Source organism: Oenococcus kitaharae DSM 17330 (genome assembly GCF_000241055.1).
Classification (GTDB): Bacteria; Bacillota; Bacilli; order Lactobacillales; family Lactobacillaceae; genus Oenococcus; species Oenococcus kitaharae.
This window is the reverse complement of the sequence record NZ_CM001398.1, coordinates 552,802-578,022: the sequence shown is the minus strand read 5'-3', so window position 1 is coordinate 578,022 and position 25,221 is coordinate 552,802. Positions and strand designations below refer to the sequence as shown.

Genomic DNA, 25,221 nt, shown 5'->3' with positions numbered 1-25,221 from the left:
CAGAAACTAGGAAGTTTTCAAATATTTTTTTAAATTATGGAAGCGGATAACCAGCAGTTTGATACAAGTCGTACCATTCCTGATTTGTGAGATGCACTTTGTCAACATCAGCCATCTCTTTAATGTGATTAGGCGACATACTGCCGAGGATTGCTTGAATCCTGGCTGGGTGCTTCAAAATCCAAGCAGTTGCGATACCATTTTTTGTCACACCGTATTTATCGGCCAAAGTCTGAAGTTCATCGTTTAAAGGCTGGAATTTTGGATTATCAATAAAGACACCGGCAAACATCCCATACTGGAATGGCGACCATGCCTGAATTGTCATCTTGTGCAGACGCGAATAAGTCAGCACATCAAAAGTGCGCACGTGCGTATCAAATTCTGCTTTGCCATTGATATTCATCTGGATGTTTTCAGCAATCATATCAGCATGGCCAAGGCCGAATTGCAATTGATTAACCTCCAAGCGTTGACTCAATGCCTGCTGGAGCAGGTCAACATCGTAAGGCGTGAAGTTGGAAACACCAAAATGCAGCACTTTGCCAGAAGCTTCCAATTGACTAAAAGCTTCGGCAATTTCACTAGGTTCCATTAATGTATCTGGACGATGCAGCAGCAGAAAATCGACATGATCCGTCTGAAGGCGCTGTAATTCGATATCGACAGCAGAAATCAAATGATCACGAGAAAAGTCATAACGCAGGCCCTTAAAACCATCACCATTAATCTGACCATCTTTTAAGATGATGCCGGCCTTGGTCTGAATAAAGATCTTATCACGGTCAACACCAGCGTCTTTGAGTGCCTGACCAAAAATTGTTGATGATCGGCCGTTACCGTAAATATCGGCTGTATCAAAATAGTTGATGCCTGCATCAAGCGCAGCCGAAACTGTTTCCACGGCTTGTTTGGCATCACGCTCATTGATGCGCATTACACCTAAAGCGATCTGGCTGGCCTTTAAAGCGGATTGTCCTAGTTCTATTTGTTTCATTAAAATACCTCCTAGGCAAAAAAATCGAAGCAAATTGCTCCGACTTAATTTTACTCTGAAATAAGAATTCTATAAAATGCGGCAGTTTAATTGTCACTGCGGGCAAATTTATTTGTCATCAGATTCGAAACAGTGAACAACACTTTATCCAAGAGATCTTCAGTCTCTTTTTTCACGGCATCGCTGATCTCGTTGTTTGCTGCCGCTAGAGCATCAGTCAAGGCCTGGCCAGTCTTATTAACAGCTGCTTTGTCGGCATCCAGAAGATTCTCGTGCCCCAAACTTAATGTCAGTTCCTGGTAACGCTCCAAATCAGCAACGACATCATGATAATGGGGATCTGCCAAAGCCGCGATAATTCGGTTTGCCCAATAAAAATTCTCAGAACTGACACGTGCAGTCGTATTTTTTACATAATCCGGCGTATCTTCGACATTCGTATAGAAAGGAATTAAAGTGTTAAAAGCCATTGATCCATAAGCCAGCCACTGAACAGCCCGATTGCCTTCAGGCTGATCCGGACGGATCTGCAAAACCGACAACTCGCTGGTACGGTTAATCCCGATTGGACGGAAAAGATGCTTTTGGGCTTCAGTTCCCGTTGTACCATAAGGATCATAAGGTGTGTCTTGATAATGACTTGACAACACGTATTTCACATCTTCAATCGTAATCTTGCGAAAAGGCTTTTGAGCAAAGGGAATATTGTCGCTCATGGGCTCCTGATCAATATTTGGTGTCAAAAACTTTTGGATAAACCAGGCACGCGGCGTGTTGTAATGGTGATCAATATCAGCATGCGAACCAAAAGTAAGACGGCTGTTGACTTTGCCATCCAAAGACAAATTCAAATGGTTGTCTTCAATAAATTTTGGCAGATCATCTGAATACATAAAATTGTCAGGATCATCAAAATCCACGTCCTGAATACCTAACTGGTTAGGAACCGTCACATAATGATCGTCGGGAACACGCTGTGCCAGCCAGTGATGGCCGCCAATCGTCTCCAAAAACCAAATATCATTAACATCAGAAAAAGCGATGCCGTTGCGTTCATAAGTACCATATTTCTCTAAGAGCGCACCTAAACGCTGAACGCCTTCTTTAGCAGAATGAATATAAGGCAGCACAATTGTCAATAGGTCTTCTTCGCCAATACCAGCGGCCACCATTGGATCAGCACCCAGTACACGTTCGTTAGTTGTAATCGTCTCCGTTGCACTCATCGCAACATTATCAGAATTAATGCCGGCCTCGCCCCAAATGCCTTCATCTTGGACAGCGTTGGGAGTTGCTGTATAGCGCAATGCTTTGTCAGGCAAATCAATCGCCACTTTAGAGATCTTGGAAACATAATGTTTAACTTGATCTTCAGGCTTAACGACAATAAATTTTTTAGCCTCAAAGCTGCCATTACCAGAATCTTCTGTTCTCGCAACGATTGTTGACCCATCATAACTGGCCTTTTTGCCGACCAAAATCGTCGTACAGGAAGTTCCTAAAAATTGATCTTTCATGTTAAATTCTCCTTATTATTTAGCATACAAAAAAAGCCGCCAAGCGGCTGAGACTTTTTACTTGAGTCCGTATTTTTTATTGAACTTGTCAACCGCACCATCGGCTTGGTTAACTTTTTGCTTCCCAGTATAGAAAGGATGCGAATCAGATGATACTTCAACACGAACCATTGGATAGGTCTGGCCTTCGTAATCAACTTCGCCCTGAGCTTTAGCGGTCGAACCTGCCAAGAACTTAGCACCGGTCGTCGAATCGACAAAAACGACTGGACGGTAATCTGGATGAATATCTGCTTTCATATTTTTCTCCTTAGTGCCCTTTAGCTCAAGCCAAAGAGTCAGTCATAACCCTAATATAATAACAGCTCAACTCACGTATTTCAAGCCAGAAGGTCCTTAGGGCATCAAACTAGGCAAATCCACATCCAAAACTTCAACAGACGCACCTAAATTGGTCAATTTCTGCTGGATCTGTTCGTAACCGCGTAGGATATGGTCAGCATGGTCAATGACTGTCTGGCCATCAGCCATCAGCCCAGCAATCACTAAAGCTGCACCAGCTCTGATCTCAGCGGCTTGCACATCTGTCCCAATTAGGCGAGGCGATTCATTGATCTGAATCACACCGCCTTCCAGAGAGGAAATATCCCCGCCCATGCGTCGTAATTCAACTACGTGACGGATTCGCTGCGGATAAATCGTATCAATAATTGTTGAGCGGCCGTCAGCCTTCATCAATAACGGACTAATTGGCTGCTGAAGGTCAGTCGCAAAACCAGGAAAGGGCGCTGTCGTGATGATTACCGGTTTTAAATGGCCGGTTGCCGGTACGTAAATCTCATCTTCCGAAATTCTCAAACGCACCCCCATTTCAATTAGCTTAGAGGTAAAAGACTCTAAATGCTCTGGGATCACATTTTTCACGGTAACGCCATCACCCATAGCAGCTGCGGCCGTAATATAGGTCCCGGCTTCAATACGATCGGGAATAATTGTATGTACAGCCGAAGAACGTAGAACAGGAACACCCGAAATACGAATGGTATCAGTACCAGCACCACGAATATTAGCACCCATATTGTTCAAAAAAGTAGCCAAATCCGTAATTTCGGGTTCGCGAGCCACGTTCTCCAAAATTGTAAGGCCCTTAGCGCGAACCGATGCCATAATTAAATTCATCGTTGCACCGACTGAGACTTTATCAAAAAATATCTCTGCACCATGAAGGCCCTGCGGGCCGGTCGTAATATAAATCGTGTCATTATCTTCACGAACGAGCGCACCCAAAGCTTTAAAACCCTTAATGTGCTGGTCAATCGGCCGCGGGCCGATATTATCCCCACCTGGAAAAGTTACTGTAGCTTTGCCAAAACGGCCCAGCAGCGCACCCATAAAATAATAGGAGGCTCTCAAAGATTTGATCGCATTTTTAGGAAGCGGCCCTTCGACAATATGCGTCGGATCAACTTCTAAAAAGCCGTCATGAAAAGTCGACGAAACATTCATGGATTTCAAAATTAATTGAAGATTTTTGACATCCAAAATAGCCGGGACAGTATCAAAACGAACTGGTGTCTCAGCGAGAATCGAAGCCGGAATCAGCGCCACAGTCGAGTTTTTTGCGCCTCCGATTGTGACTTCCCCATGTAGGCGCTTTCCGCCATTAATTAAGATTTTGGTCATTAACTTTAATTTTAGCTTAATTTTTAATAGATTTCAGGCTCACTGACGATGCTCATAAGATAAGGCCGCACGAATAAAGGCAGCATATAGACCCTCAGGCCGTTCTGGACGGCTGAGAAATTCCGGATGATACTGCGCTGCTATAAAGAAATCGTTTTTAGGATACTCAATGATTTCCACGAGTGAATTATCAGGCGAGGTTCCGGAAAAGACCATGCCGGCCGCTTCGAATTGCTGACGGTAATGATTGTTGAATTCGTAACGATGACGATGACGTTCGGAAATTTCAGATACATTGCCGTAGGCGGCAGCTGTTTTGCTTCCTGATTTCAAGACAGCAGTATACGATCCAAGGCGCATCGTACCGCCAATTTTTGTAATTTTTTTCTGGGAATCCATCAAACCGACAACCGGGTAAGCTGTCTCTGGATCCATCTCAGCTGAATTAGCGCCCTTTAGACCGACTGCATCACGCGCAAATTCCACTGATGCCATCTGCATGCCAAGACAAACGCCGAGGAAAGGGATGTTGTGTTCCCGGACATATTTGATTGCCGAAATCATGCCCTCGGTGCCGCGATGGCCAAAACCACCAGGCACAATCAAGCCATCAATTTCTTTCAACTGTTCAGCGGCATTACTATCATTGACAGTTTCTGAATTAATACTGATCAATTTTATTTTGGCATCAACAGCATAACCCGCGTGTTTCAACGCTTCATGCACAGAAATATAGGCGTCCGGCAAATCCGTATATTTACCGACTAAGGCAATCTTAATTTCTTTAGATAGATGACGAATGCGGTCCACCAACGCCGACCATTGAGTCAAATCGGCTTGCGGCTGATGACCAAGCTGCAGTTTATTCAGCACGACCTGATCCATATGCTGAGCTGCCAAATTTAAAGGCACAGAATATAAAACATCTGAATCAATTGATTGAATAATGGCTTCAGTCGGGACATCCGTGAATTCGGATAATTTCTCCTTCATCGCATCCGTAATGGCCATTTCCGATCTGACAACGATCATATCCGGCTGAATACCCATACCACGCAATTCATGGACCGAATGTTGCGTCGGCTTAGTTTTCAATTCACCAGCAGCACGCAAAAAAGGCACCAGAGAAACATGGATATAAAAGGTGTTAACGGAACCAACTTCCTTTTTCATCTGACGAATGGCTTCAATAAAAGCCATTGATTCGATGTCACCGATTGTGCCGCCGATTTCCGTAATAATAACATCAGCGTTGGATTCTTTGGCACCGCGAAAAATCTTGTCTTTAATTGCATCTGTGACATGGGGGATGACCTGTACAGTCCGACCCATATAATCACCAGTCCGCTCGCGCTCAATCACTTCTTGATAAATTTTTCCGGAAGTCACATTCGAATATTTATTCGTATTAATATCCATGAATCGCTCATAGTGGCCTAAATCCAGATCGGTCTCAACACCATCCTGAGTCACAAAAGTCTCACCGTGCTGGTATGGAGACATCGTTCCAGGATCCGGATTCAAATATGGATCGAACTTTTGTACAGTTACAGTCAACCCGCGAGATTTTAACAAACGGCCGAGGCTCGCTGCAACAATCCCCTTCCCCAGTGACGATACAACACCGCCGGTTACGAAAATATATTTTGTTTGCTTTGCTTCTGCCATAAAATAAAAAAGCTCCTAGCTTATTAGGTTAGGAGCTTGGCTCATTTATTAGAGCGCCCTTATTTACATTACAGATATGCGGGCAAATCGTCAAGCACTTTGCTCAATCTTAAAAGCTTTCAAAAATGATTAAACTTCCTGATCACCATCGCTTAAATCATCAAGATCATTATTATCTTTAATCACGTCTAAGGGCTTATCATCTGTATTTAACGGTAATTCGCCATCATCACTGTCAGAACTATCTGAATCGTCATCATCAGCGTCCTTGCTGTCATCGCTACTATCATCTTCGGTATCGTCAGTACTATCGTCTTCATCTTCAGTATCGATAACATCATCGTCTTCATCATCGTCAATATCAACGACATCGTCTTCGCTAACAGCCTTCTTGCCACGCTTCTTCTTTGGCTTTTCGTCTTCTTCATCCAAATCTTCATGGATCGATTCATTGATTGAGTCAATAGCAAACCAAGAACGCAAAGCCCACTCATTGTCACCCATGCTGATAAAGGAGCCATCGGCGTTCAAGTCTGTATAAATTTGAACAATCGTCTCATCATCTAACTTGCTGCCGCGGACCTTTTCCAATTCGGCTAGGATATCAACAAACTTGGTCTGCTTGCGTGTTTCATTTAACAGTTCACGAACCAATTCGATGTTGCTTAACTCAGCGATTTGTGTATTTGTATAGTCTTTTACTGCCATTTAGATTCCTTTTCCTGTCTATTCTGCTAATCTATCGTACTAACCGTTGGTACAAATTGCAAGGTTAAATCAAATTTTCCTAAAGAAGCCTCATTTTGGAACAGTTCATACTTAATATGAAGCATACCTTGCCCATCAACCTGATCGAAATCCACACTTGCTGTTTTGACCAGCATATCCATCGCGCCATAATCACTCATATAGGTAGATTTGGCCTGATCCATCATTTCGTCGTAAACCATCACCGTTTTACCATTATGGCCAAAATAGACCGTACGTGTTTTTTCCGGAGCGATCTCCAATCTAACTAGGTCTCCTGCCATATCATAAAGGATCGTATAGGAATGGTCTTCATTAAATAATAATGAACCCTGGGCTTGCTGATGAACGTTTTCTTTATCACCAGCCCGGTCAACATCTGAGGTTATTTCTATATTAATCGGAGTTTTAAATTCTTTTGTCATTACTAAAAATTATACAGTTATTGACCAATTAGTCTAAAATTTAATTAATGACTAGTTTAAAATCTGAAAAAGTCTTTCGTGACCCAATTCTTGGTTTCATTCACGTTGATAATTCCGTGATCCTCGATTTAATTAATTCACACGAAATGCAGCGTCTTCGCCGCATCAAACACCTAGGTGTCGCCAATTTGGTTTTTCATGGCGGCGAACAATCCCGTTTCCAGCATTCTTTGGGTGTTTATGAAATATCTCGCAGAATGATCGACGCGCTGGATCACAATAAACAATTATTTAATGAAAAAAAGTGGGAACATCAAAATGATTTGCTAGTACAGGCAGCCGCCTTACTGCACGATGTCGGCCACGGTGCATACTCGCATACATTTGAGCACCTATTTAATACGGTACACGAGCAATTTACTCAAAAAATTATTACTGATCCCTCTACTGAAGTGAACGCCATTTTGCGGCGTGTGTCCAAGGATTTTCCGGCAAAAGTTGCTGCAGTAATTGGTAAAACCTATCCTGATAAACGCGTCGTCCAGCTAATCAGTTCGCAATTAGATGCTGACCGGATGGACTACCTGCTGAGAGATGCTTACTACACAGGTGCTGAATATGGCCGTTATGATATCGAACGAATCCTGCGCTTGATCCGACCTGTCAAAGATGGCTTTGCCTTTGACATTGCCGGCGTTCACTCAATTGAGGACTATGTCATTTCACGTTATCAAATGTATCTGCAGGTTTATTTCCATCCGGTGTCCCGCGGCATGGAAGTCGTTTTGGAAAATCTGCTGATGCGGGCACAGGAACTATTTGACCAGAATCCCGATAATCCGATTTTCTTCCAATTATTAAAGCCGATATTTTCCTTAAAAAACAAGATCGATGTCCAGGATTATATTGCGTTGGATGACTCTGTTTTCAATACAGCCTTCAATATTTGGCAGAATGCAGACGATCCTGTGCTGGCCGACTTAGCTAAAAGATTCTTGGACCGCAAGCCGCTTAAATCAATGGTATTAAACGCCCAAACCAAACCGCTGCTGGCCGACATCAAACAGAAAATTGTGGCCCTAGGTTTTGATCCAAAATATTATACCGGCGAAAACGATGCAACTGACCTTCCTTATGAAAGCTACTCGCCAAAGACAGGTGAAGAAGGTATTAAATTCGTATACCCTAATGGCGAACAAGCCGAGCTGTCTCAGCTAAGCCCGCTCGTTGCAGCAATCAATGGCAAAGAATCGATTGACCGTCGTTTCTTCTTCCCTAGAGAACTGCTGGCCGACAAAGAAGTGAATGATTTATATCTTAAATACAAGAAAACTTATTAAATGACAAAAGCATCTCCGAGTGATGTTTTTTAGTGTATAGTCGATTTAGCTAGATCTTGTTTATCAGCTATTCACACAAGTGGAGTGACAGATTTTGATAAATAAGGAATAGTTAATTTGAGTTATGATGTCTGTTTAAAACCCGACCGATTTTTTCTGCCGGTTTTTGTGGACTTCATTAAGAGGAGATCCGAACATGAATTTTATTAATAATGAAATAGCCGATTTTAAGGTCAATGCCTATCAGCAAGGCAAGGTTAAAGAGGTAACGAAGAAAAACATTCTTGGCAAATGGTCCATCTTCTTCTTTTACCCAGCTGATTTTTCTTTCGTCTGCCCGACAGAATTAGGAGATCTGCAAGATCATTATGAAGCCTTTAAAAAAGCCAACGCAGAAATCTATTCCGTATCTGAAGACAGTGAATTTGTCCACAAAGCCTGGGCAGAGGCAACCGATACGATCGGAAAAGTCCAGTATCCGATGCTGGCTGATCCCGCTGGCAAATTAGCGCGTTTCTTTGAAGTCTTAGATGAAGATGCTGGCCAAGCTTTTCGCGGCGTTTTCATTATTGACCCTGCAGGCAAGATCAGGTCTTACACAATCAACGACATGGGCATCGGCCGCAATGCAGCGGAAATTCTCAGGACACTAGAAGCTGCGCAGTTCGTTGCTGAACACGGTGATAAAGTCTGCCCGGCAAACTGGCATCCTGGCGAAGATTCAATCACACCAAGCCTTGATTTGGTTGGCAAGATCTAAGCTGGGCAGGCTAATGAATATGAATCCAAAGCATATTTACGATACGATCATTATCGGTGCCGGTCCAGCTGGCTTAACGGCTGGTATTTATGCCGGCCGGGCTGCTTTGGATACCATGATCATCGAAAGGGACCAAGTTGGCGGACAAGTCACGACTACCTCAACTGTTTGGAATTATCCGGCTGTTGCTGATATTGATGGCAGCAAGCTAGTCAATTTGATGCAAAAACAAATTGATGAATTTCGCGTCCCAATCGTTCAAGATGATATTCAAAGCATGGACTTGAATCAAGAGGTCAAGGTTTTGCACGGTCAACAAGATTATTTTGCCCGCAGCGTTATTTTTGCAACTGGTGCCAATCCCAAAAAAGCCGGTTTTGAGGGCGAAGATAAGTACCGAGGCCACGGTGTTGCTTACTGTTCAACTTGTGATGGTGAATTATTCAGCGGTTTGCAAATTTTTGTTGTCGGCGGCGGCTATTCAGCGGCCGAAGAAGCTGACTATCTCAGTCGTTTCGGCCGCCATGTCACAATATTAGTGCGTGGGTCGCAGTTTACCTGTGCTAGCCTGACGGCCCAGCGTGCCATTGACAATCCAAAAATTGACATTCAATACAATACAGTCTTAAAGAAAGTATCCGGGGATACCTTCTTAAAAGAAGCGGAATTGTTCAATCGAAAAACTGGTCAAAGCACCACTTATCACTTGACTGATGGTGATGAGACTTTTGGTGTGTTCGTTTTTGTCGGTACAAAAGCCAATAGCGAGCAGATCAAAGATGTTTTAGAAACCGATGCCGACGGTTATGTATTGACAGATGCGCGCCTGCAGACTAATTTACCAGGCGTTTTTGCAGCTGGCGACCTCTTGGCAAAGCCGCTTCGCCAGATTGTTACCGCGGCTGCCGATGGTGCTTTAGCTGCCACATCGGCTGAAAATTATGTCATTGAACAAAAAAGACAGCTGGGGATTCCAATCAAAGCGGCTAAAAAGCAGAGGCCCGTCAGTTCGATCACACAGCAAACTACCCTAGATTCTGAAGAAGAAAAGACGCCGCTTGCGCCGGCTCATGCAGGGACTTGGTTCCCTGATGAAATAAAAGCACAATTGAAAGCACTGTTTGTGCGCCTAAATCAAGCAGTAACTCTGTTGGTACTGACAGACGATTCAGCTAAGAGCAGGCAATTGCTGAGTTTCACAAAAGAATTAAGTGCATTAGATCCAGCACACCTGTCAGTCCAACAGGAGACAAGCACTGCTACTGCTGATAAACGTTTACCGGCTTTAATTTTATTGGACAACAAAAAACAAGACAGTGGCATTCGTTTTAGCGGGATTCCAACTGGACATGAATTGAATTCAATTGTCCTAGCGATCTATAATTTGGCAGGACCAGGTCAAAGTATTGACACAAAACTAGTTGACCAAATTAAAGCGTTACCGGCTATGCATCTGCAAATAGGTGTGTCTCTGACTTGCCATTTTTGTCCCGATGTCGTGGCGGCCAGTCAAAGAATCGCTGCTCTTAATCCCAAAATAACGGCTGAAATGATTGATTTGCAGCTCTTTCCTGATTTTAGAAAATCCAAAAAAATCATGAGTGTGCCCGCTTTTATGATTAATGAAGGCGATGTTACTTTTGGCAGCCAGACCTTGAATCAAATTATTGATTTATGTCAACAACAAGCATAGAGCATATATTGAATGAATAAAAAACAGTTCCCAATAGAGAACTGTTTTTTTAATACTATCATCAAAACAATTTACCAACGTAATAATGGATGGCAACTGTAATTAATCCGATAACCACGTTTCGGACCACAGCTGCTCTCAAATCCGATTTTCCTAGAATAGCTGACAAACTACCCGTGATGGCGACAGCTAAAGTAGTTGCCAAAATTGTACCAACAAATTTCACGCTGGCTGGCAAAAAGAACATCGCCGCTAGTGGAAAGATACCGCCTAAGCCTGCACTGAACAAAGAACTAATGGCTGCATCCCACGGATTAACATACTCACCAATTTTAAGCGTATATTTCTCATAGACAACCGAGACAATTTCGTGTTTGGCAATCAGCTCATTGGCGATCTTTTCGGCCGTTATTTGGCTAACACCTCTTTTAACATAGCCAGCTATGATAATACGGCGCGAATAATTCTTATCTGTATTGATCCGCTTCTGCTCGCTGCCAACAACAGCCCTTTCTGTTTCTCTTTGTGCAGACACAGAGGCATATTCGCCGGCAGCCATTGAAAACGCACAGGCAAGCAGATCGGCAAATCCCGCTATCAAGATAATAAAATTATCAGTTGTAGCTGCAGCCGTCGAAAACAAGACGCCAACAACCGTCAAAATACCATCGTTGGATCCTAGAACGCCAGCACGGACAGAATTCATTTTCTGTTCGAGACTTTGTTGATTTTTGTTTTTATTTTTAATTGCAAGGTTGAACATTATCTACCGAATAGCCCTCCAATCAAATACGTTGCCGTCATCGTGAAGAGGCCAGCCACAACATTGCGAGTAATACCATTTTTGACGTTGGCATTACCGATTTTAGCTGCAAAAAAACCGGTCAAAACAAGGGCAATTAAAACACCCGTATACGTGGATGCAATCTTCATGACTTTAGGAACCAGCAGAATCGCCGCCATGGGCAAACAAGCACCCAAGGGAAAACTAATAAAAGAGGCAGCAGCGGCATAATAAGGGCTAATCTGATTGTCCATGCTAAAACCGTGTTTAACGCGAACCGCCGTTTCGATTGGTTTATTTTGCATCATCTCCAAGGCAGCTTGGTGAGCCAAACCGTGGGAAATTTGCTGAGTCTCTAAATCTTGTTCGACAGCCATGATCTGCTGACCCATATTTTCTTTATTTAAAACGCTCTCAAATTGAATAGCCGCATTTTCAGCATCACGCTGTCCATGCACAGATACATATTCCCCGGCAGCCATTGAAATCATACCGGCAAGTGTACCGGCAAAACCGGCGATTAAAATTGCCCAATTGCTGTTGGTACGTTCGCTGGTCGCAGCGAAAACACCGAGCACAATACCTGCTACTGAGATAATGCCATCATTAGCACCCATGACACTCGCACGAATAACATTAATTTTTTCAGCTAAGTTCATGTTAAAGTCCCATCTAGTTTATAAAAAAACGGATTCAAAGATCCATTTTCACGCTTTCAAATTTTTTGTTTTTTATCGAATAATGAGCACAGAAATCGGTGAATACTTAGCCATATAGGCAGCTTGAGAACCAAAATACTTGCTGATTCCCCTCTTTGACAAAGAGCCGATAACAAGCAGATCAGCATTGGCAGCTGGAATCACGTTCTTGACAATAGTTTCACCTGCATCGCCTTCATCAACGATCATTTCCACTTTTTTAACGCCGCCTGCCACAGCAATATCGCGATATTGTTTAAGATGCTCTTCCAATTCATCACGCTCGCCATGCACATAATCCTTTGTTAAAGCTTGGTACACATTCATTTCATCGTTTTCCAAAATCGATGTAATGATCAAGACAGCGCCGTCCTTAGCAGCTCTTCGTACAGCATACTGGAAAGCTAATTGAGCGTCCGCTGAGTCATCAACACCAACCAGAATCCGGTTAAAAACCTTGTCCACTGGTTTTTCAGACATTTTTATATCATCCTTTCTGAGACAATTTCCTACTCCTAGGTCATATTATATCCGTGTATCATCACGGAAATAATAATCTAATTTTCACTTGAAGAGATTAATTTATTATTCAGCGCTAACTTCTGCTGCAGGATGTTCAAGACGATAGCGCCTGTTGCCCTTCATGATTTCATAAATAGTCCATGCCAGCAAAGCTAAGATAGCAACAATCAGCACCCAAGCGATGATATTTGCTAATGTTAATTCACTTTTAGAGGCATTATCACCAAAGAAAGCAGCAATCTGGCCATCATTGCCAGGCAAATTCAGCAGGTTCAAGAAAGTCAAACTTACAACAGAAATCCAACCAAGAACTTTGACCCACGCTGCGTTCCTAAAACGCGTACCCATTTCAATATTGCTATCCGTAAACATTAACAAAGGCAGCATTGAGAATGGCAACGCAAAGGCCAAGAAAACTTGTGAGTTATTCATTAACGTGTTCAAAGCCTCATGTTCGGCAATGGCACTTTCACCACTCGTCATTGATACACAGATTAGAACAGGAATAACAGAAATTAAACGTGTTACCAAACGACGCAGCCATAGAGGCATCTTCATATGGACGAAGCCTTCCATGATAACCTGACCGGTCAACGTACCGGTAATAGTAGAATTTTGACCAGAAGCAAGCAAAGCCACAGCGAACAAAGTTGATAAAATGCCAGTCTTTGCAACACTAATTAAAATACCGTTACTCAGAGTCGAAGTATCAGATAAAGCCTGGAATAAACCAAAGAAAGAAGGATCCTTAACAGCACCAGACTTAAAGACTGCGACACCCATGATTAGCAACAGTGCATTAACAAAGAAAGCAGCTGTTAATTGAATATTAGAATCCCAACTGGAAAAACGGACCGTTCTTGCAACATCTTCTTCATCATTATGATCAATCTTTCTGGTCTGCGAAATAGCTGAATGCAGATACAGATTATGCGGCATAACTGTCGCACCGATAATTCCCAAAGAACCAGTCAATGGTGTTTGGCCACCAATATGTGGTGTGCTGGCAAACGCTTTCGCGCTAGGTACCAGTCCGCCAATAACGTTTGCCCAATTAGGATCTGACAAAGCAACTTGATAAACAAATACAAATAGGATAACTAAAATCAAAGCCACCACAATTGCTTCAATTTTTCTAAATCCGATTTTCGTTAGCAGCAATAGCAGCAGCACATCGAAAACCGTTATAAAGACGGCAATGACTAACGGAATATGAAACAAGAGATACAACGCGATCGCAGCGCCGATAACCTCCGCGATATCGGTCGCCATAATCGCAAGTTCAGTCATAATCCATAAAACAACTCCGAGGGATTTACTGGTCCGAGCACGGATAGCTTGGGCCAAATCCATCTGAGAGACAATACCTAGCTTAGCAGCCATATACTGCAGCAGCATCGCAATCAAGCTGGATAATAGAATCGTTGACATCAGTAAATACTGAAAATTTTGTCCGCCAGTAATCGAAGTCGACCAGTTACCGGGATCCATATAGCCAACCGCAACTAGTGCGCCTGGTCCTGAATAAGCAAATAGCGTCCGCCAAAAACCCTTTCCTTTTGGGACTGTAACAGTTCCATTAATTTCTTCCAACGAAGGCCCGTTGGCATAGTGAATCAACCCATGATCCCTATGAGTCCTGCTTTTAGCATTATCACTCACAATCAATACCACCTCTCTATTTTCTGAAAAAGAGACACTTAAAAAAGGCGAAAACAAAAAGAGCTATAAAAATATACTTTTAGTCGAAATGCCTGATTTTCAGCTTACTGTGAGTTATTACTTGTTTATCATATCTGTCAATCCACTGGTATGTGGATAGCTGATAAATAAGAACTAACTCGACTAACACTATACACTAAAATTCGCTTCTCATGACGTTATCAAAGAAAAATCGAGTGAAAAAGGCAATTAAACCAGGCTTTCCCATCAATTTGCGCAAATTCCAAAACTAAATATCCGATTCTATATGTGTTTTCTGCTTAGTCTCTAATTGCAGCGTAACGTGATCAATGGCAAATTTTTTTCGTAGGCCATCTGTGGCTGCATCTAAAATCTCGACATACTGCTGCGGATCCTCACATTGCAAATGTGCTGATAAAGCGATTTCGGTTGTCGATAGCGCCCAAATATGCATATCATTTATTTTTTCAATATTTGGAAAACTCAGCAAATATTTTTCGACTTCCTCCTCTTCAATTCCTTCGGGCACGCCATTAGTAATCAAATCAAAAGAATCGTGGAAAATTCTCCAGGATTCACGCAGCACAAAAATAGCAGCCACAATTGACACAATTGGATCAATTACACGCCAGCCGGTCCACACAATTAGCAGGCCAGAAACAACAACACACAAACTAATCAGAGCGTCAGCCAAAAAATGCCAGTAATTAGCTTTTTCATTGAGGTCTTTAGACGCACCAGCTTCAAAAATATAAGCTGTAAAGCCATTTACGAACACACCAATTAAAGCAACAATAGCAACCAGCATACCGTCAATATGATTTTCTGGATGAATAAAACGCAGAAGAGCCTCCCAAATAACAATCGAGAGGCTTGCCACCAAAATTAATGAATTGATGAAGGCTGCTAGGATAGTCGTGTTGTAAAAACCATATGTGTGCCGTTTGGTCGGCTTGCGTTTTAATAAAACGACTGCTACTAAGGCAATTACCAGTCCGAGAACATCACCTAAATTATGAATGGCATCAGTAACCAGTGCCAGAGAATTAGCGAAAGCACCGCACAGGATTTCAAAAATAATAAAAATTAAATTGATCGAAATACCTAACCAGTATTTGTGATCGGAAGACGAATAGTTAAAAGTTTGATGATTATTCATAAATTCATCTTAACGCAAGTGAATTTCTGAAAAGAATTCGGTTGCATCGCCGATGATCTGTTTAATGGGCGCAGTCGTGTTGATATGCTCCATATTAACAGAAATTTTAACTGCAGAATTTTGGGCATAATTGATCAGGCCGGCAAAAGGATAGACTTGAAAACTCGTCCCTACAACCACAAGCAAATCGGCAGCCGCCACCGTGGCAACTGCTTGTTCGACATGCTGCGGCATTTCTTCATAAAAAGTAATATCAGGGCGCAGCAAGGCATGATCAGATTTACGATACATCGATGTCAGATAGTCGGTTACCGGTACAGTTTTATGGTCAATCGGGGCGTACACGCGATACAATGAGCCATGAAATTCAATCACAGTGGGATCCAAACGCGTATGCAGGCCATCAACGTTTTGCGTGATAGTGCGCGCCCTGCCCGATTTTGCAAAAGCAGCCATTTTTTCATGAATAATATTCGGCTTAGCTTGCGGAAAGTACATGTTTTCCTTCATAAAACGATATTGACGCTCCGGTTCGGTCTCAAAACAAGTATGACTTAGCAAATACTCCGGCCGATCCAATTCACTCGTCGTATAAAGGCCGCCTTTACTACGGTAGTCAGGAATACCTGAAGCAGTCGAGACACCTGCGCCGGTCATAAAAACAATATGCTGAGCTTGATCAAACAACTCTTGAATTTCTTTGGTAACGATCAACCTAAGAATCTCCTGAGAAGAGCTTGTTTTTCAATCAACAGGGTTCGTGTCGTCGCATCTGATATTTTAACCAAATCAGAAGCGAGCCTTGCATGCTCCTCTTCATTCTCATTACTTGGCCCAATTTCAAACTGCAAAATCTTCTGCATGTCCTGAATATCCTGACGTACTTCAGCCCAGGCAGGATTGCCTTGAATCAAAGTGTTCAAAGCATCTTGACTGATATATTTAGCCAAATGGACGAAATCATGCTTTAGATTAGGATAATGACGCACAAAAATCGCTAATTCTTTGGCATTCAAATTCATTAATGCCCGGCCAAAACCAATGAATTCCGGTGGCACACCAACCGAATAAAGACTGCCTGTAAAAGTAATCGCACGCGGCATTTTGTAGCCGTCAACCTGGCGGGAATAACCCAGAATACCGACATGCTGACGACGATCGCGTCTTTTAGGAAATGCATCAAACACAGGTTGCAGATCAACAATCAGCTGATCTAGCGTTTCGTGATAATAAACGGCCGATTTTTTAGCCACGTCAATCAAAATCTGCTGTTCTTCTCCGCTCATGGACAAAGGCTTGCTTTCCTGCAGACCAACGCGCAGCTCTTTGATTGCCGCTTGAACCTGGTTAGTCGGATAGTCATAACGAAAAGCCGACTGGACAGTAGCCGTTTTCAAGCCTGGAAATTCCTGCAAATACCTTTTAATCCAAAGTGGCGACAGGCCGCCACGGAAAATAGTTGACCCGGTTCCTGCAATTGGAAAGACAGGCAGATTAATTTCGTCAGAAAAATCAGCCAAACGCGTTAACGCCAGCTTGTTGCCGATAATAGAATTCATAAAACCGTTACTCAAGGCTGAGTCAGAACCAGCTAAGAAAACGCGCAGATACTGCAAAGACTGCCCGAAATGTTTTTCGTACATGCTCAAATAGGTCTTTAATATTTTCGGTGCATTTAATTGTGTTTCAAAGCCTTCAAATAAGGGAATCATGTAGAGCAGATCATTATTATTAGATCCACTTGTAAATTCTTTGGATTTAAAATGCGCCAAACTGGCAAATTTATCTTCGATTTCAATTAACTGATCTGCCGACTGCGCCATGGGTAAAATAGCTTCAAACAAGGGTCTTTGATCAAAAGATAGATCTTTAGCGAAATCTTCGGCTGACAGTATCGTGGCCATGGCCTGCATGAGGCTGTAACCTTTTTCTTCCCATATGTTGGGCAGACGGAAGGTCAAAAATTTGTCGCGCCCTAATTGATTTTTCTTAAAATAGCTATAGTTTTCTGAATAAAGGCGATCAATTACAGCAGCATCGGCGTGTTTGCCTTCCCAGTCCCACATATATTCATCTGTATCCAGCACAGAAAAATTATTAAAGGCCTCTTTAACCTCGTTGTAAGCCGAAATGAAAGGGCTCTGGCTGTGTTTAAAAAATGGCACTGCGGCGTTATCCGGGTGCTGCGTACCCATTATGTTAGGAATTCTGCGTCCAATTGTTGTCATTTATCTTCTCCTTTTGCGCGTCGCTGCATTTTCATATGTCCCTTTTGAATACCTTCACCGACTAATGCCCTCAAAGCAGCAAGACTTTGGGCAAGCCCGGCGGCCAAAACGATTCTAGCCAGCTCATCTGCAGAATGTACCTGAGTTAGTTTCAGCAACCCAACGGCTACTTTATTTTGTGAGATTGTTCCACCTACTATACCTAATTGAACCGGCATTTTGACACGGCCAATTAATTGATTTTGCGAATTAATGGTCCAAGAAGCTAAAGACTTATAGTTACCATCTATGGCCGCATAGGCGTGCGCACCAGCTTCAAAAGCACGCCAGTCATTACCGCTAGCCAGTACTATTGCCGAGGCGCCGTTAAGAAATCCCTTGTTGTCTGTGGCTGCGCGATGAAAATCAATCGTCGCAAAATGAGACAGTGCAGCGATTTTTTTCATACTAGGCAGATCCAGCCCAGAGGCAACTGCTTTCATTTCAGTCATGCTGGTAGTGGGAAGATTGGAAACAATCGCCGCCAAAACATCCACCTGCCAAGATCGCAATTGTTCTGCTATGGCCTCCACAATCGTATTGACGATATTTGCGCCCATAGCATCTTGCGTATCAATCAGTGCATCAAAAGAAAACGAATTAGCATCCATTTGACGAAAATGCAATTCCTTCAGCCCGCCACCCCGTGCCACAATGGACGGATATACCAATTGTGCTGTCTTTTTCAAATCATCTTTATGTTTTAGATAGACTGCGTCCAGTGTATCAAAATCACCCATCACCAATATTTGACCAAAACGCAGGTGTGTTTGATAAACTGTTTCAATATTTGTCAGAAATCTTGCGCCATTATTGGCAGCGGCAACAACGCTTGGTTCTTCAGTGGCCATTGGAACAAGATAAGTATGTCCGTCAACAACCAACTGACGCAAAAGACCGACTGGCACTGGTAAGTCGGTTAAATAATTCTCAATTACTTTATCGTGAGCTAAATCAGCATGCTGCAAAAATAATTCCTGCAATTTAGGATCTGGAACAGCTTCCTTCAATCTCTGGGAAAAATTTTTTTCGTAGAATTTAGTCATTTTAAACCATCAAAATAGTTAACACCCATTGCTGCCCGGACTTCAGTCATTGTCTTTTCGGCGATCTGGTTTGCGTGATCAGATCCATCTTTTAGCATCTGTAAAACAGCAGGAATATCCTCTTCAAAGCTGGCACGGCGTTCACGGATCGGTTTTAATTCCGATTCCAATACTTCCGTTAAATAGCGCTTTAACTTCATATCTCCGAGTCCGCCTTGTTGATACTGCTCTTTTAAGCTGGCTACTTGTGCTTTATCCGGGTCAAAAATATCCAAATAAGTAAAAACCACATTGCCTTCGATATGCCCAGGATCGCTTACTTGGATATGCTGTGGATCTGTGTACATTTGTTTAACTTTAGCCGCTACTGTATCGGCATCATCGGAAAGATAGATGGCGTTACCAAGAGATTTTGACATTTTAGCGTTACCGTCAATACCGGGAATCCGACCCAATCCTTTTGCTGGGAAAACACCTTGAGGCTCTACCAAAATATCAGTGTTATAGGCACTGTTAAAAGCTCGAACAAGTTCTCGTGTTTGTTCCAGCATTGGTTCCTGATCATCCCCAACGGGCACTTTTTTGGCCTTAAAAATCGTAATATCAGCTGCTTGGCTGACTGGATACGTAAAAAAGCCAGCCGGAATTGATTCGCCAAAACCTTTTTGTTCAATTTCAGCCTTCACAGTCGGATTGCGCTGCAAACGCGCAACTGTAACAAGATTCATATAATACTCAGTCAGTTCAAACAAGCCTTTAATTTGAGACTGTACAAACATTGTTGTTTTTTTTGGATCCAAACCAACAGCTAAATAGTCCAAAGCCACTTCTGTCAAACTGCGATGAATTTTTTCAGGATCACGTGCGTTATCCGTGAATGCTTGTGTATCGGCAATCATGACGAAGGGCTCATATTCACCAGAATTCTGCATGGCAACACGGTTTTTTAAAGAACCGACATAGTGTCCGATGTGAAGCTTACCGGTTGGACGGTCACCGGTTAGATAGATTTCTTTTGTCATGTTTTCAATTATAGAATTTTTATCGAAACATTTTAGCCAATAACAGTTTTTCTGCAAACTTATTGTAAATATGCCGCATAAAAATAATCCAGCTAAAGGCCAAAGCCGCCCCTGATACCACGTCTGATAAATAATGGGCTTCCAGATAGATACGTGAGAAACAGACAGTCAAGACGAATAACAATAATATGACTGTCATAACCTTTTTTATTTTTTTAGATACATTCAACAATGGCAGCAAACTAATAATCAAGAATGCAAAGATAACAACGCTGGCAGCATGTCCAGAAGGAAATGCAAAGCTATGATGCATGGTTGTCATTAACGGCCTAGGCCGCATGAAATATATTTTCAAAAGCTGCCAAAATAAGTTTCCTAAGACGGTCGAAAGTACTAACCAAAAAGCTAAAATACGCCGGTGGTTTCCATAAAAAACCAAGGCCAGCAGAATAATAATTGCGGCTGTGATTGTTGGACGGCCGATATCGGAAATGAATTGGAATGCAAATATAAGGTTCCGAGAACGCCTCTCATAGAAAAAAAGAGAAATAGCACGATCCAGACGCGACAATTCAGAACTATGCAATTTAACCGCAATGGCTAGTAAGAAAAAAACAGCCAAAGAAACTGTTCCGAACAAATTAAGCCATCTATTATTTTTAAACTTTAAATTATTGTTTGCCATTTTTTTTGCTTAAAAAACGAAATTTGAATGGTTTTTTAAAAATCAGCCAAGCAGTGAAAAGTGTGATGCCAATACCCCAGGCAAGCCACCAAACAATAGAAGATATCTGGCCGCTCTGGAAATAAGCGTTGCTAGGTGTCCAGGCAGCAAGCGGTAAGGGCAAAATAAAGTCCCACACAGCCAGCAGCACAACAAAACAGAAGAAGGGCTTCTTTAATTTCGGCATACGCACATAACTGCTGTCTGTATCATATGAATATTTTTTATACCAGAAAAAGGCCAAAGCCAACATTAAGAGCGCAATTAATAATTCTACCCAGGAAAATCCGTTGCCATTGGCACTGAATGCATCGTCCACAAAATTAAGAAATGGTTTCATATTTAAATGCCACTGGCGGCTTAATCCTGAACCCAGCATATGGGCCGTGGAAATGAATAGTGCAAGGGCAAACATGCTGACAATCGCTGTATAAATTTTTCCGAAAATTGTGCCAATAAAAGAATCAATCAGCAGGCCAAAACCTGCCAGAGAAAGCCCTAGGGTCAACACAACCAATAGCCCGCTAAACATCGCTCCGTAATCGCTATTAGCGAACGCTGAAGGGACCAAAAAGCCTTTTAACACAAACTCAACCAAGGCATAGAAACAGGATAGCAGGCCCGGAATAACAAACCAGCAAAGTGATTTAGCCAAGGCCAGGTACCGGCCGTCTTTGCTTCGCTGAAACATATAGGGATTAATCCAGTGAATCTGATCCAGCAAAAAGAAGATGGCACCGATCAAAATTGACAATACAACCGGCCCCGCTCCCATAGGCTGTTTGAATATGAAAGTATGTGTATAAAAACCTTCTTTATTGAAAGGCCCGGAATCTTTAGAAAACCTAGGGGTATCCGGCAAATAAATTTGTTTACTAGTAGGCAGACCAGAAACAACAAAATCTGGGCTATCATCAGAATACTGCACAACATCTTTGCCATTTGAACCATTTGCTGACACATAGTAACGAAGAACCCGATGCCTATATTCTGAAAATGTCTCAGGCAGCGATCTGGCCACTTCTTTATAACTAACATTTCTATACGCACTATCAGGTGAGATTGTCAAAATATAAAATGCTAGTTCCGCATTTTTCGATACATATCTAACTTTGGAATTAGTGACAAAATGAAAGCCTTGAGTATCTGAGAGAATATTAGTCACCTTAGCGGCTTGTTTTCTCTTATTTTTGCTCAGCAGCGTCTGCGCATAATCCCTGATTTCATAATAGTGATGCGCATCAAAATGACTATCAAAAGTGTGTTTAGCTTGATACCAACTGCCAATATTAAACACCATGCTGCTAATCGCAATGATGGTGATAATTGCTAAAAGTGTCCAAATCCAAATTTTGCGCAATTCATAGTAAAGTTTGACTGTTTCTCTCATAAATCACTGCCTCCCTTTAGGCATTGCCTGACGCAGGCGATAATCCTCATCAAAGGTCGCTCGGAAAATATCATCTGAGTTAACTGGTAACTCTTCAATATATTTGGCTTTGCTTCGCTTGATGCGCGCTGCCATTTTACTGTCGTAATCTTTAAACAGCACAACATATAAGTGGCCGCGTTTTTCCAGAATATGACCGCATTCAATGACAACTTTAGGCAGAGCGCCTTCAATGACCATCTGCATTTTGGCAACATTTGCCGTCTCTAATTCTTCACCGGGCAAATAATCCTTTTCGATTCGACCCTCTTTAATCAAGATAATCCGATCAGCAATCGTATCAAGTTCTCTTAAATTATGCGAAGCCAGCATAATGCCTGTCTGATTATCTGAAACGGCCGAAATCAGCATTTGCGTGACTTGATCACGTACAATTAAATCCAGCCCGTCCAGGGGTTCATCTAAAAAAATATACCTTGCTTTGCTTGTGATGGCAGCAATCACCAAAATAAGGCCACGCTGTCCCTTTGATAAACTCGACATCTTTTTATGCAAAGGCAGGTTATTCGTCTTAACCAGGCTTTCAAACCATTCAACATCTAATTTGGGATAACTTACTTTAAAGATTCTGGCCAGTTGCGCAGCAGAATAAGCGTTGGTGAAATTATCAGGGGCATCAAGATAGAAGATTTGTGTTCGTGCATTTTCTGCATCATCGCTAGAAACTCCGCCTGAATCTGACAGATATTCTCCTGATAATAAGCGAAAAAGAGTTGTTTTACCAACTCCATTTCGGCCAACCAATCCAACAATCTGACCGGTCTGCATTGAGAAAGTGACATGGTCAATGACCAACTTGTTTTCCAGCTTTTTTGTCAAATTTTCAATTTTTAGCATTTTTTCCTCCAAACAAATCATCAACAAATTGTTCTATCTGCTTACGCGTTACGCCATTTTTCAATAATTGGTCAACAGAAGAAGACAACTCTGAAAATAGTTGGTTCTGATTCAGATTCTTGACATTTTGCGTGTTGCCCGTAACAAAAGTGCCTTTGCCAGTTAGTGTCTTAATCACTTCCTGCCGCTCTAATTCCTTATACGCCTTTGCGACCGTATTTGGATTGATTCTCTCCTGCAAGGCCATTTCACGAACTGAAGGAAGCTGATCATTGGCTGATAAAATATCTGTCGCAACCTCATTTTTAATTCGATCGACTAACTGCAGGTATATTGGCTTTTTACTGCTTATTGCCATATAGCCACCTCAAAAAATCACAGATTACGTCTATTGAAAACAATACCAGCAATAGCAAGAAAAATACCGGTCCAAACAAGCGATGCAATAATAATTTCTGGTTGGCTTAAGTGCGATAGCAGCGTTAGTGCTTTTGAGTCGCTGAAGGCTTGACCAGCGATATAGGTATTGACATTAAATGGGTTCCATTTGATCAAAGGCAGTTGCTTATAAAACAAATTCATTAATAGAGCACTGATAATTTGTCCTGCCAACCAGATAATAAAAGCTGAAGCAATTGCGATCGCATTCGATTTTAAGAAACTGGAAATCATCAAAGTAATCGAACCAATCAAAAAGATATAAAGCAGATTCGTAACAAAATTTTGCCAGAGAAAGGTAAATTCACTTGGTTTGCCGTTAGCTGCAAAATAATAACCTTTGTTTCCTAAACTAATTGCTTGGCCAAAATGCGTGCCGCCAAATTCAACCAGCCAGCTCAATAAGTAAGATGCAGTTGCAATAAAAAACCAGAAACAATAATCAAAAATTAGTTTTATTACTTTTGCAGAAAAGATCAAACGCCGGGAATTGCCACGTGATGCGATCACTTTGATTGTGTCGAACTGAAATTCTTCAGCCAAAATTGATCCGAAAGAGACCAGCATAAAAATGAAAATAAACGAGTCATAGTATCCATGATGCATGACGAAATCTGCTTCTGCATGCGCGTGATCTCTGATCAGATATGCAATACCGCCCACAAAAGGAATTACCAAAGTTATGAGGCTGAACACTAAATAATTAAGTCTATGAAATGATTTAAAAAACTCCTGTCGAATTGCTTGCATTATTTGTCTCCCCCTTTGATCAAGTCAATAAAGGAATCTTCCAAATGCTGTTTTTCTTCACTGACACTCTTAATTTCAATTTTGTTCATGACTAATTGCTGAAGCATTTTATTCAAATCGTGCTGGTCATCCGTATAAACACCCATATGTTTACCTTTGTGATCGGTTTGAAAACCTAAGGATTCTAAAATACCCGCGGCTTTTTGGTCATCACCTGTCTTGATTAAAATACGAGTACCATGGCCGCTTTTAGCAGCCTGACTAGCAAAAAATTCGTCTTTTGTGCCATTAAAAAGAATATGGCCATGATTAACGACGACCAAATCGTCAGCTACAAGCTCCAATTCGCTTAAAATATGCGAACTGATGAGCACCGACACACCATTATCTGCTAAACCGCGCAGCAATTGCCTCATCGAATGAACCGATTCAGGATCCAACCCATTCATAGGCTCATCTAAAATAACCAGTTCGGGATGATCAAGCATCGCAATTGCAACACCCAAACGCTGTTTCATGCCCAATGAATATTTTTTTGCTTTACGATTGGCAAAATCAGTAATCATAGTCTGTTCCATGATCTTCCCCAAATCTTCAGCCGAAGTGTGTCCTGCATATAATTTCAAATTATTATAACCGGACATATATGGATAAATTCCTGGCGTTTCAATCAAAGAGCCCACTTTTTTCAATGGTGCCGTGTGTGTCTTTGAAACCTTTTGACCGTCTATCTCAATTTCTCCTTGATAGGAAGTAAGTCCAGCGATCGATTTCATGATCGTTGTTTTCCCAGCACCATTAGGGCCGATTAAACCAACAATGCGGCCTGGCTTGATATCAAAAGAGACCTGAAAAAGAACCTGGCGTTGACCAAACGACTTGTTTATATCCTTAACCGTTAACAATTTTGCCGTGTTTTCGAGCATTTTGCCTCCCAAAATGTGATATGTACTATGTTACATAGTACAGTTGCCAAAATCAAGTCATAAATTTAAACATCCCCTCATCAAG

General features: G+C 42.0%; 25 protein-coding genes. 3 read left to right on the top strand and 22 right to left on the bottom strand.

Annotated features, from left to right (window positions below; translation table 11 throughout):
* Positions 1-34: 34 nt before the first annotated feature.
* The 7 genes from OKIT_RS02905 to OKIT_RS02875 form a co-directional block, all read right to left on the bottom strand.
* Positions 35-997 carry an aldo/keto reductase gene (locus OKIT_RS02905; protein ID WP_007745171.1) on the bottom strand — a complete coding sequence of 321 codons (963 nt, stop codon included), beginning with the start codon at positions 995-997 and terminating at the stop codon, positions 35-37.
* 86 nt (positions 998-1,083) lie between these two features.
* The gene (locus tag OKIT_RS02900; RefSeq protein WP_007745170.1) at positions 1,084-2,514 is read right to left on the bottom strand and encodes a C69 family dipeptidase; all 1,431 of its coding nucleotides are present in this window, start codon (positions 2,512-2,514) and stop codon (positions 1,084-1,086) included.
* A 57-nt stretch (positions 2,515-2,571) separates the two neighbouring features.
* A complete protein-coding gene (locus OKIT_RS02895) occupies positions 2,572-2,814 on the bottom strand; it encodes a type B 50S ribosomal protein L31 (RefSeq protein WP_007745168.1) in 243 nt (80 codons plus the stop codon).
* Positions 2,815-2,910: 96 nt separating this feature from the next.
* Complete coding sequence (locus OKIT_RS02890) at positions 2,911-4,197, bottom strand: UDP-N-acetylglucosamine 1-carboxyvinyltransferase (RefSeq protein WP_007745166.1); 1,287 nt, start codon at positions 4,195-4,197, stop codon at positions 2,911-2,913.
* A 39-nt stretch (positions 4,198-4,236) separates the two neighbouring features.
* Positions 4,237-5,865 carry a CTP synthase gene (locus OKIT_RS02885; protein ID WP_007745164.1) on the bottom strand — a complete coding sequence of 543 codons (1,629 nt, stop codon included), beginning with the start codon at positions 5,863-5,865 and terminating at the stop codon, positions 4,237-4,239.
* A 129-nt stretch (positions 5,866-5,994) separates the two neighbouring features.
* A complete protein-coding gene (gene rpoE, locus OKIT_RS02880; RefSeq protein WP_007745162.1) occupies positions 5,995-6,573 on the bottom strand; it encodes a DNA-directed RNA polymerase subunit delta in 579 nt (192 codons plus the stop codon).
* Positions 6,574-6,599: 26 nt separating this feature from the next.
* The gene (locus OKIT_RS02875; protein ID WP_007745160.1) at positions 6,600-7,037 is read right to left on the bottom strand and encodes a YwiB family protein; all 438 of its coding nucleotides are present in this window, start codon (positions 7,035-7,037) and stop codon (positions 6,600-6,602) included.
* 47 nt (positions 7,038-7,084) lie between these two features.
* On the opposite strand from OKIT_RS02875, the gene OKIT_RS02870 reads away from it, so the two are divergent.
* From OKIT_RS02870 to OKIT_RS02860, 3 genes are all read left to right on the top strand, one after another.
* Complete coding sequence (locus tag OKIT_RS02870; RefSeq protein WP_007745159.1) at positions 7,085-8,377, top strand: HD domain-containing protein; 1,293 nt, start codon at positions 7,085-7,087, stop codon at positions 8,375-8,377.
* Positions 8,378-8,573: 196 nt separating this feature from the next.
* A complete protein-coding gene (gene ahpC, locus OKIT_RS02865; protein ID WP_007745157.1) occupies positions 8,574-9,137 on the top strand; it encodes an alkyl hydroperoxide reductase subunit C in 564 nt (187 codons plus the stop codon).
* Between the two features lie 19 nt (positions 9,138-9,156).
* Positions 9,157-10,830, top strand: coding sequence for an FAD-dependent oxidoreductase (locus OKIT_RS02860; RefSeq protein WP_007745155.1), 1,674 nt, complete (start codon positions 9,157-9,159; stop codon positions 10,828-10,830).
* A gap of 61 nt (positions 10,831-10,891) precedes the next feature.
* Here the strand turns inward: OKIT_RS02860 and OKIT_RS02855 are convergent, their stop codons facing one another.
* The 15 genes from OKIT_RS02855 to OKIT_RS02785 all read right to left on the bottom strand — a co-directional run bounded on the left by OKIT_RS02855 (position 10,892) and on the right by OKIT_RS02785 (position 25,136).
* Positions 10,892-11,593, bottom strand: a complete 702-nt coding sequence (locus tag OKIT_RS02855; protein WP_007745153.1) for a VIT1/CCC1 transporter family protein — start codon at positions 11,591-11,593, stop codon at positions 10,892-10,894.
* The gene (locus tag OKIT_RS02850; protein WP_007745151.1) at positions 11,593-12,273 is read right to left on the bottom strand and encodes a VIT1/CCC1 transporter family protein; all 681 of its coding nucleotides are present in this window, start codon (positions 12,271-12,273) and stop codon (positions 11,593-11,595) included. The genes OKIT_RS02855 and OKIT_RS02850 overlap by 1 nt, the downstream gene beginning before the upstream one ends.
* A gap of 72 nt (positions 12,274-12,345) precedes the next feature.
* Positions 12,346-12,792 carry a universal stress protein gene (locus OKIT_RS02845; protein ID WP_007745149.1) on the bottom strand — a complete coding sequence of 149 codons (447 nt, stop codon included), beginning with the start codon at positions 12,790-12,792 and terminating at the stop codon, positions 12,346-12,348.
* Positions 12,793-12,897: 105 nt separating this feature from the next.
* A complete protein-coding gene (locus tag OKIT_RS02840) occupies positions 12,898-14,496 on the bottom strand; it encodes an Nramp family divalent metal transporter (protein WP_028291858.1) in 1,599 nt (532 codons plus the stop codon).
* Between the two features lie 289 nt (positions 14,497-14,785).
* Positions 14,786-15,676, bottom strand: a complete 891-nt coding sequence (locus tag OKIT_RS02835) for a cation diffusion facilitator family transporter (RefSeq protein WP_007745147.1) — start codon at positions 15,674-15,676, stop codon at positions 14,786-14,788.
* A 9-nt stretch (positions 15,677-15,685) separates the two neighbouring features.
* Positions 15,686-16,387, bottom strand: coding sequence for an NAD-dependent protein deacylase (locus OKIT_RS02830; RefSeq protein ID WP_028291857.1), 702 nt, complete (start codon positions 16,385-16,387; stop codon positions 15,686-15,688).
* Complete coding sequence (gene ppcA / locus OKIT_RS02825) at positions 16,387-17,904, bottom strand: phosphoenolpyruvate carboxylase (protein WP_007745145.1); 1,518 nt, start codon at positions 17,902-17,904, stop codon at positions 16,387-16,389. The genes OKIT_RS02830 and ppcA overlap by 1 nt, the downstream gene beginning before the upstream one ends.
* Positions 17,901-18,989, bottom strand: a complete 1,089-nt coding sequence (locus OKIT_RS02820) for a hydroxymethylglutaryl-CoA reductase, degradative (RefSeq protein WP_007745143.1) — start codon at positions 18,987-18,989, stop codon at positions 17,901-17,903. Before OKIT_RS02820 ends, ppcA begins: the two co-directional genes overlap by 4 nt.
* Positions 18,986-20,011 carry a tryptophan--tRNA ligase gene (gene trpS, locus OKIT_RS02815; RefSeq protein WP_007745138.1) on the bottom strand — a complete coding sequence of 342 codons (1,026 nt, stop codon included), beginning with the start codon at positions 20,009-20,011 and terminating at the stop codon, positions 18,986-18,988. Before trpS ends, OKIT_RS02820 begins: the two co-directional genes overlap by 4 nt.
* Before the next feature lie 19 nt (positions 20,012-20,030).
* On the bottom strand, positions 20,031-20,651 hold the full coding sequence (locus OKIT_RS09350; RefSeq protein WP_162141370.1) for a phosphatase PAP2 family protein: 621 nt from the start codon (positions 20,649-20,651) through the stop codon (positions 20,031-20,033).
* Between the two features lie 31 nt (positions 20,652-20,682).
* Positions 20,683-22,125, bottom strand: coding sequence for a hypothetical protein (locus OKIT_RS02805; RefSeq protein WP_007745135.1), 1,443 nt, complete (start codon positions 22,123-22,125; stop codon positions 20,683-20,685).
* Between the two features lie 3 nt (positions 22,126-22,128).
* On the bottom strand, positions 22,129-23,022 hold the full coding sequence (locus tag OKIT_RS02800; protein WP_007745125.1) for an ATP-binding cassette domain-containing protein: 894 nt from the start codon (positions 23,020-23,022) through the stop codon (positions 22,129-22,131).
* Entirely contained in the window at positions 23,009-23,380 is a 372-nt protein-coding gene (locus OKIT_RS02795) for a GntR family transcriptional regulator (protein ID WP_007745118.1), read from the bottom strand. Before OKIT_RS02795 ends, OKIT_RS02800 begins: the two co-directional genes overlap by 14 nt.
* A gap of 17 nt (positions 23,381-23,397) precedes the next feature.
* Positions 23,398-24,156, bottom strand: a complete 759-nt coding sequence (locus tag OKIT_RS02790; protein WP_241778163.1) for an ABC transporter permease subunit — start codon at positions 24,154-24,156, stop codon at positions 23,398-23,400.
* Positions 24,157-24,209: 53 nt separating this feature from the next.
* Positions 24,210-25,136 carry an ABC transporter ATP-binding protein gene (locus tag OKIT_RS02785; protein WP_007745115.1) on the bottom strand — a complete coding sequence of 309 codons (927 nt, stop codon included), beginning with the start codon at positions 25,134-25,136 and terminating at the stop codon, positions 24,210-24,212.
* Positions 25,137-25,221: the final 85 nt, after the last annotated feature.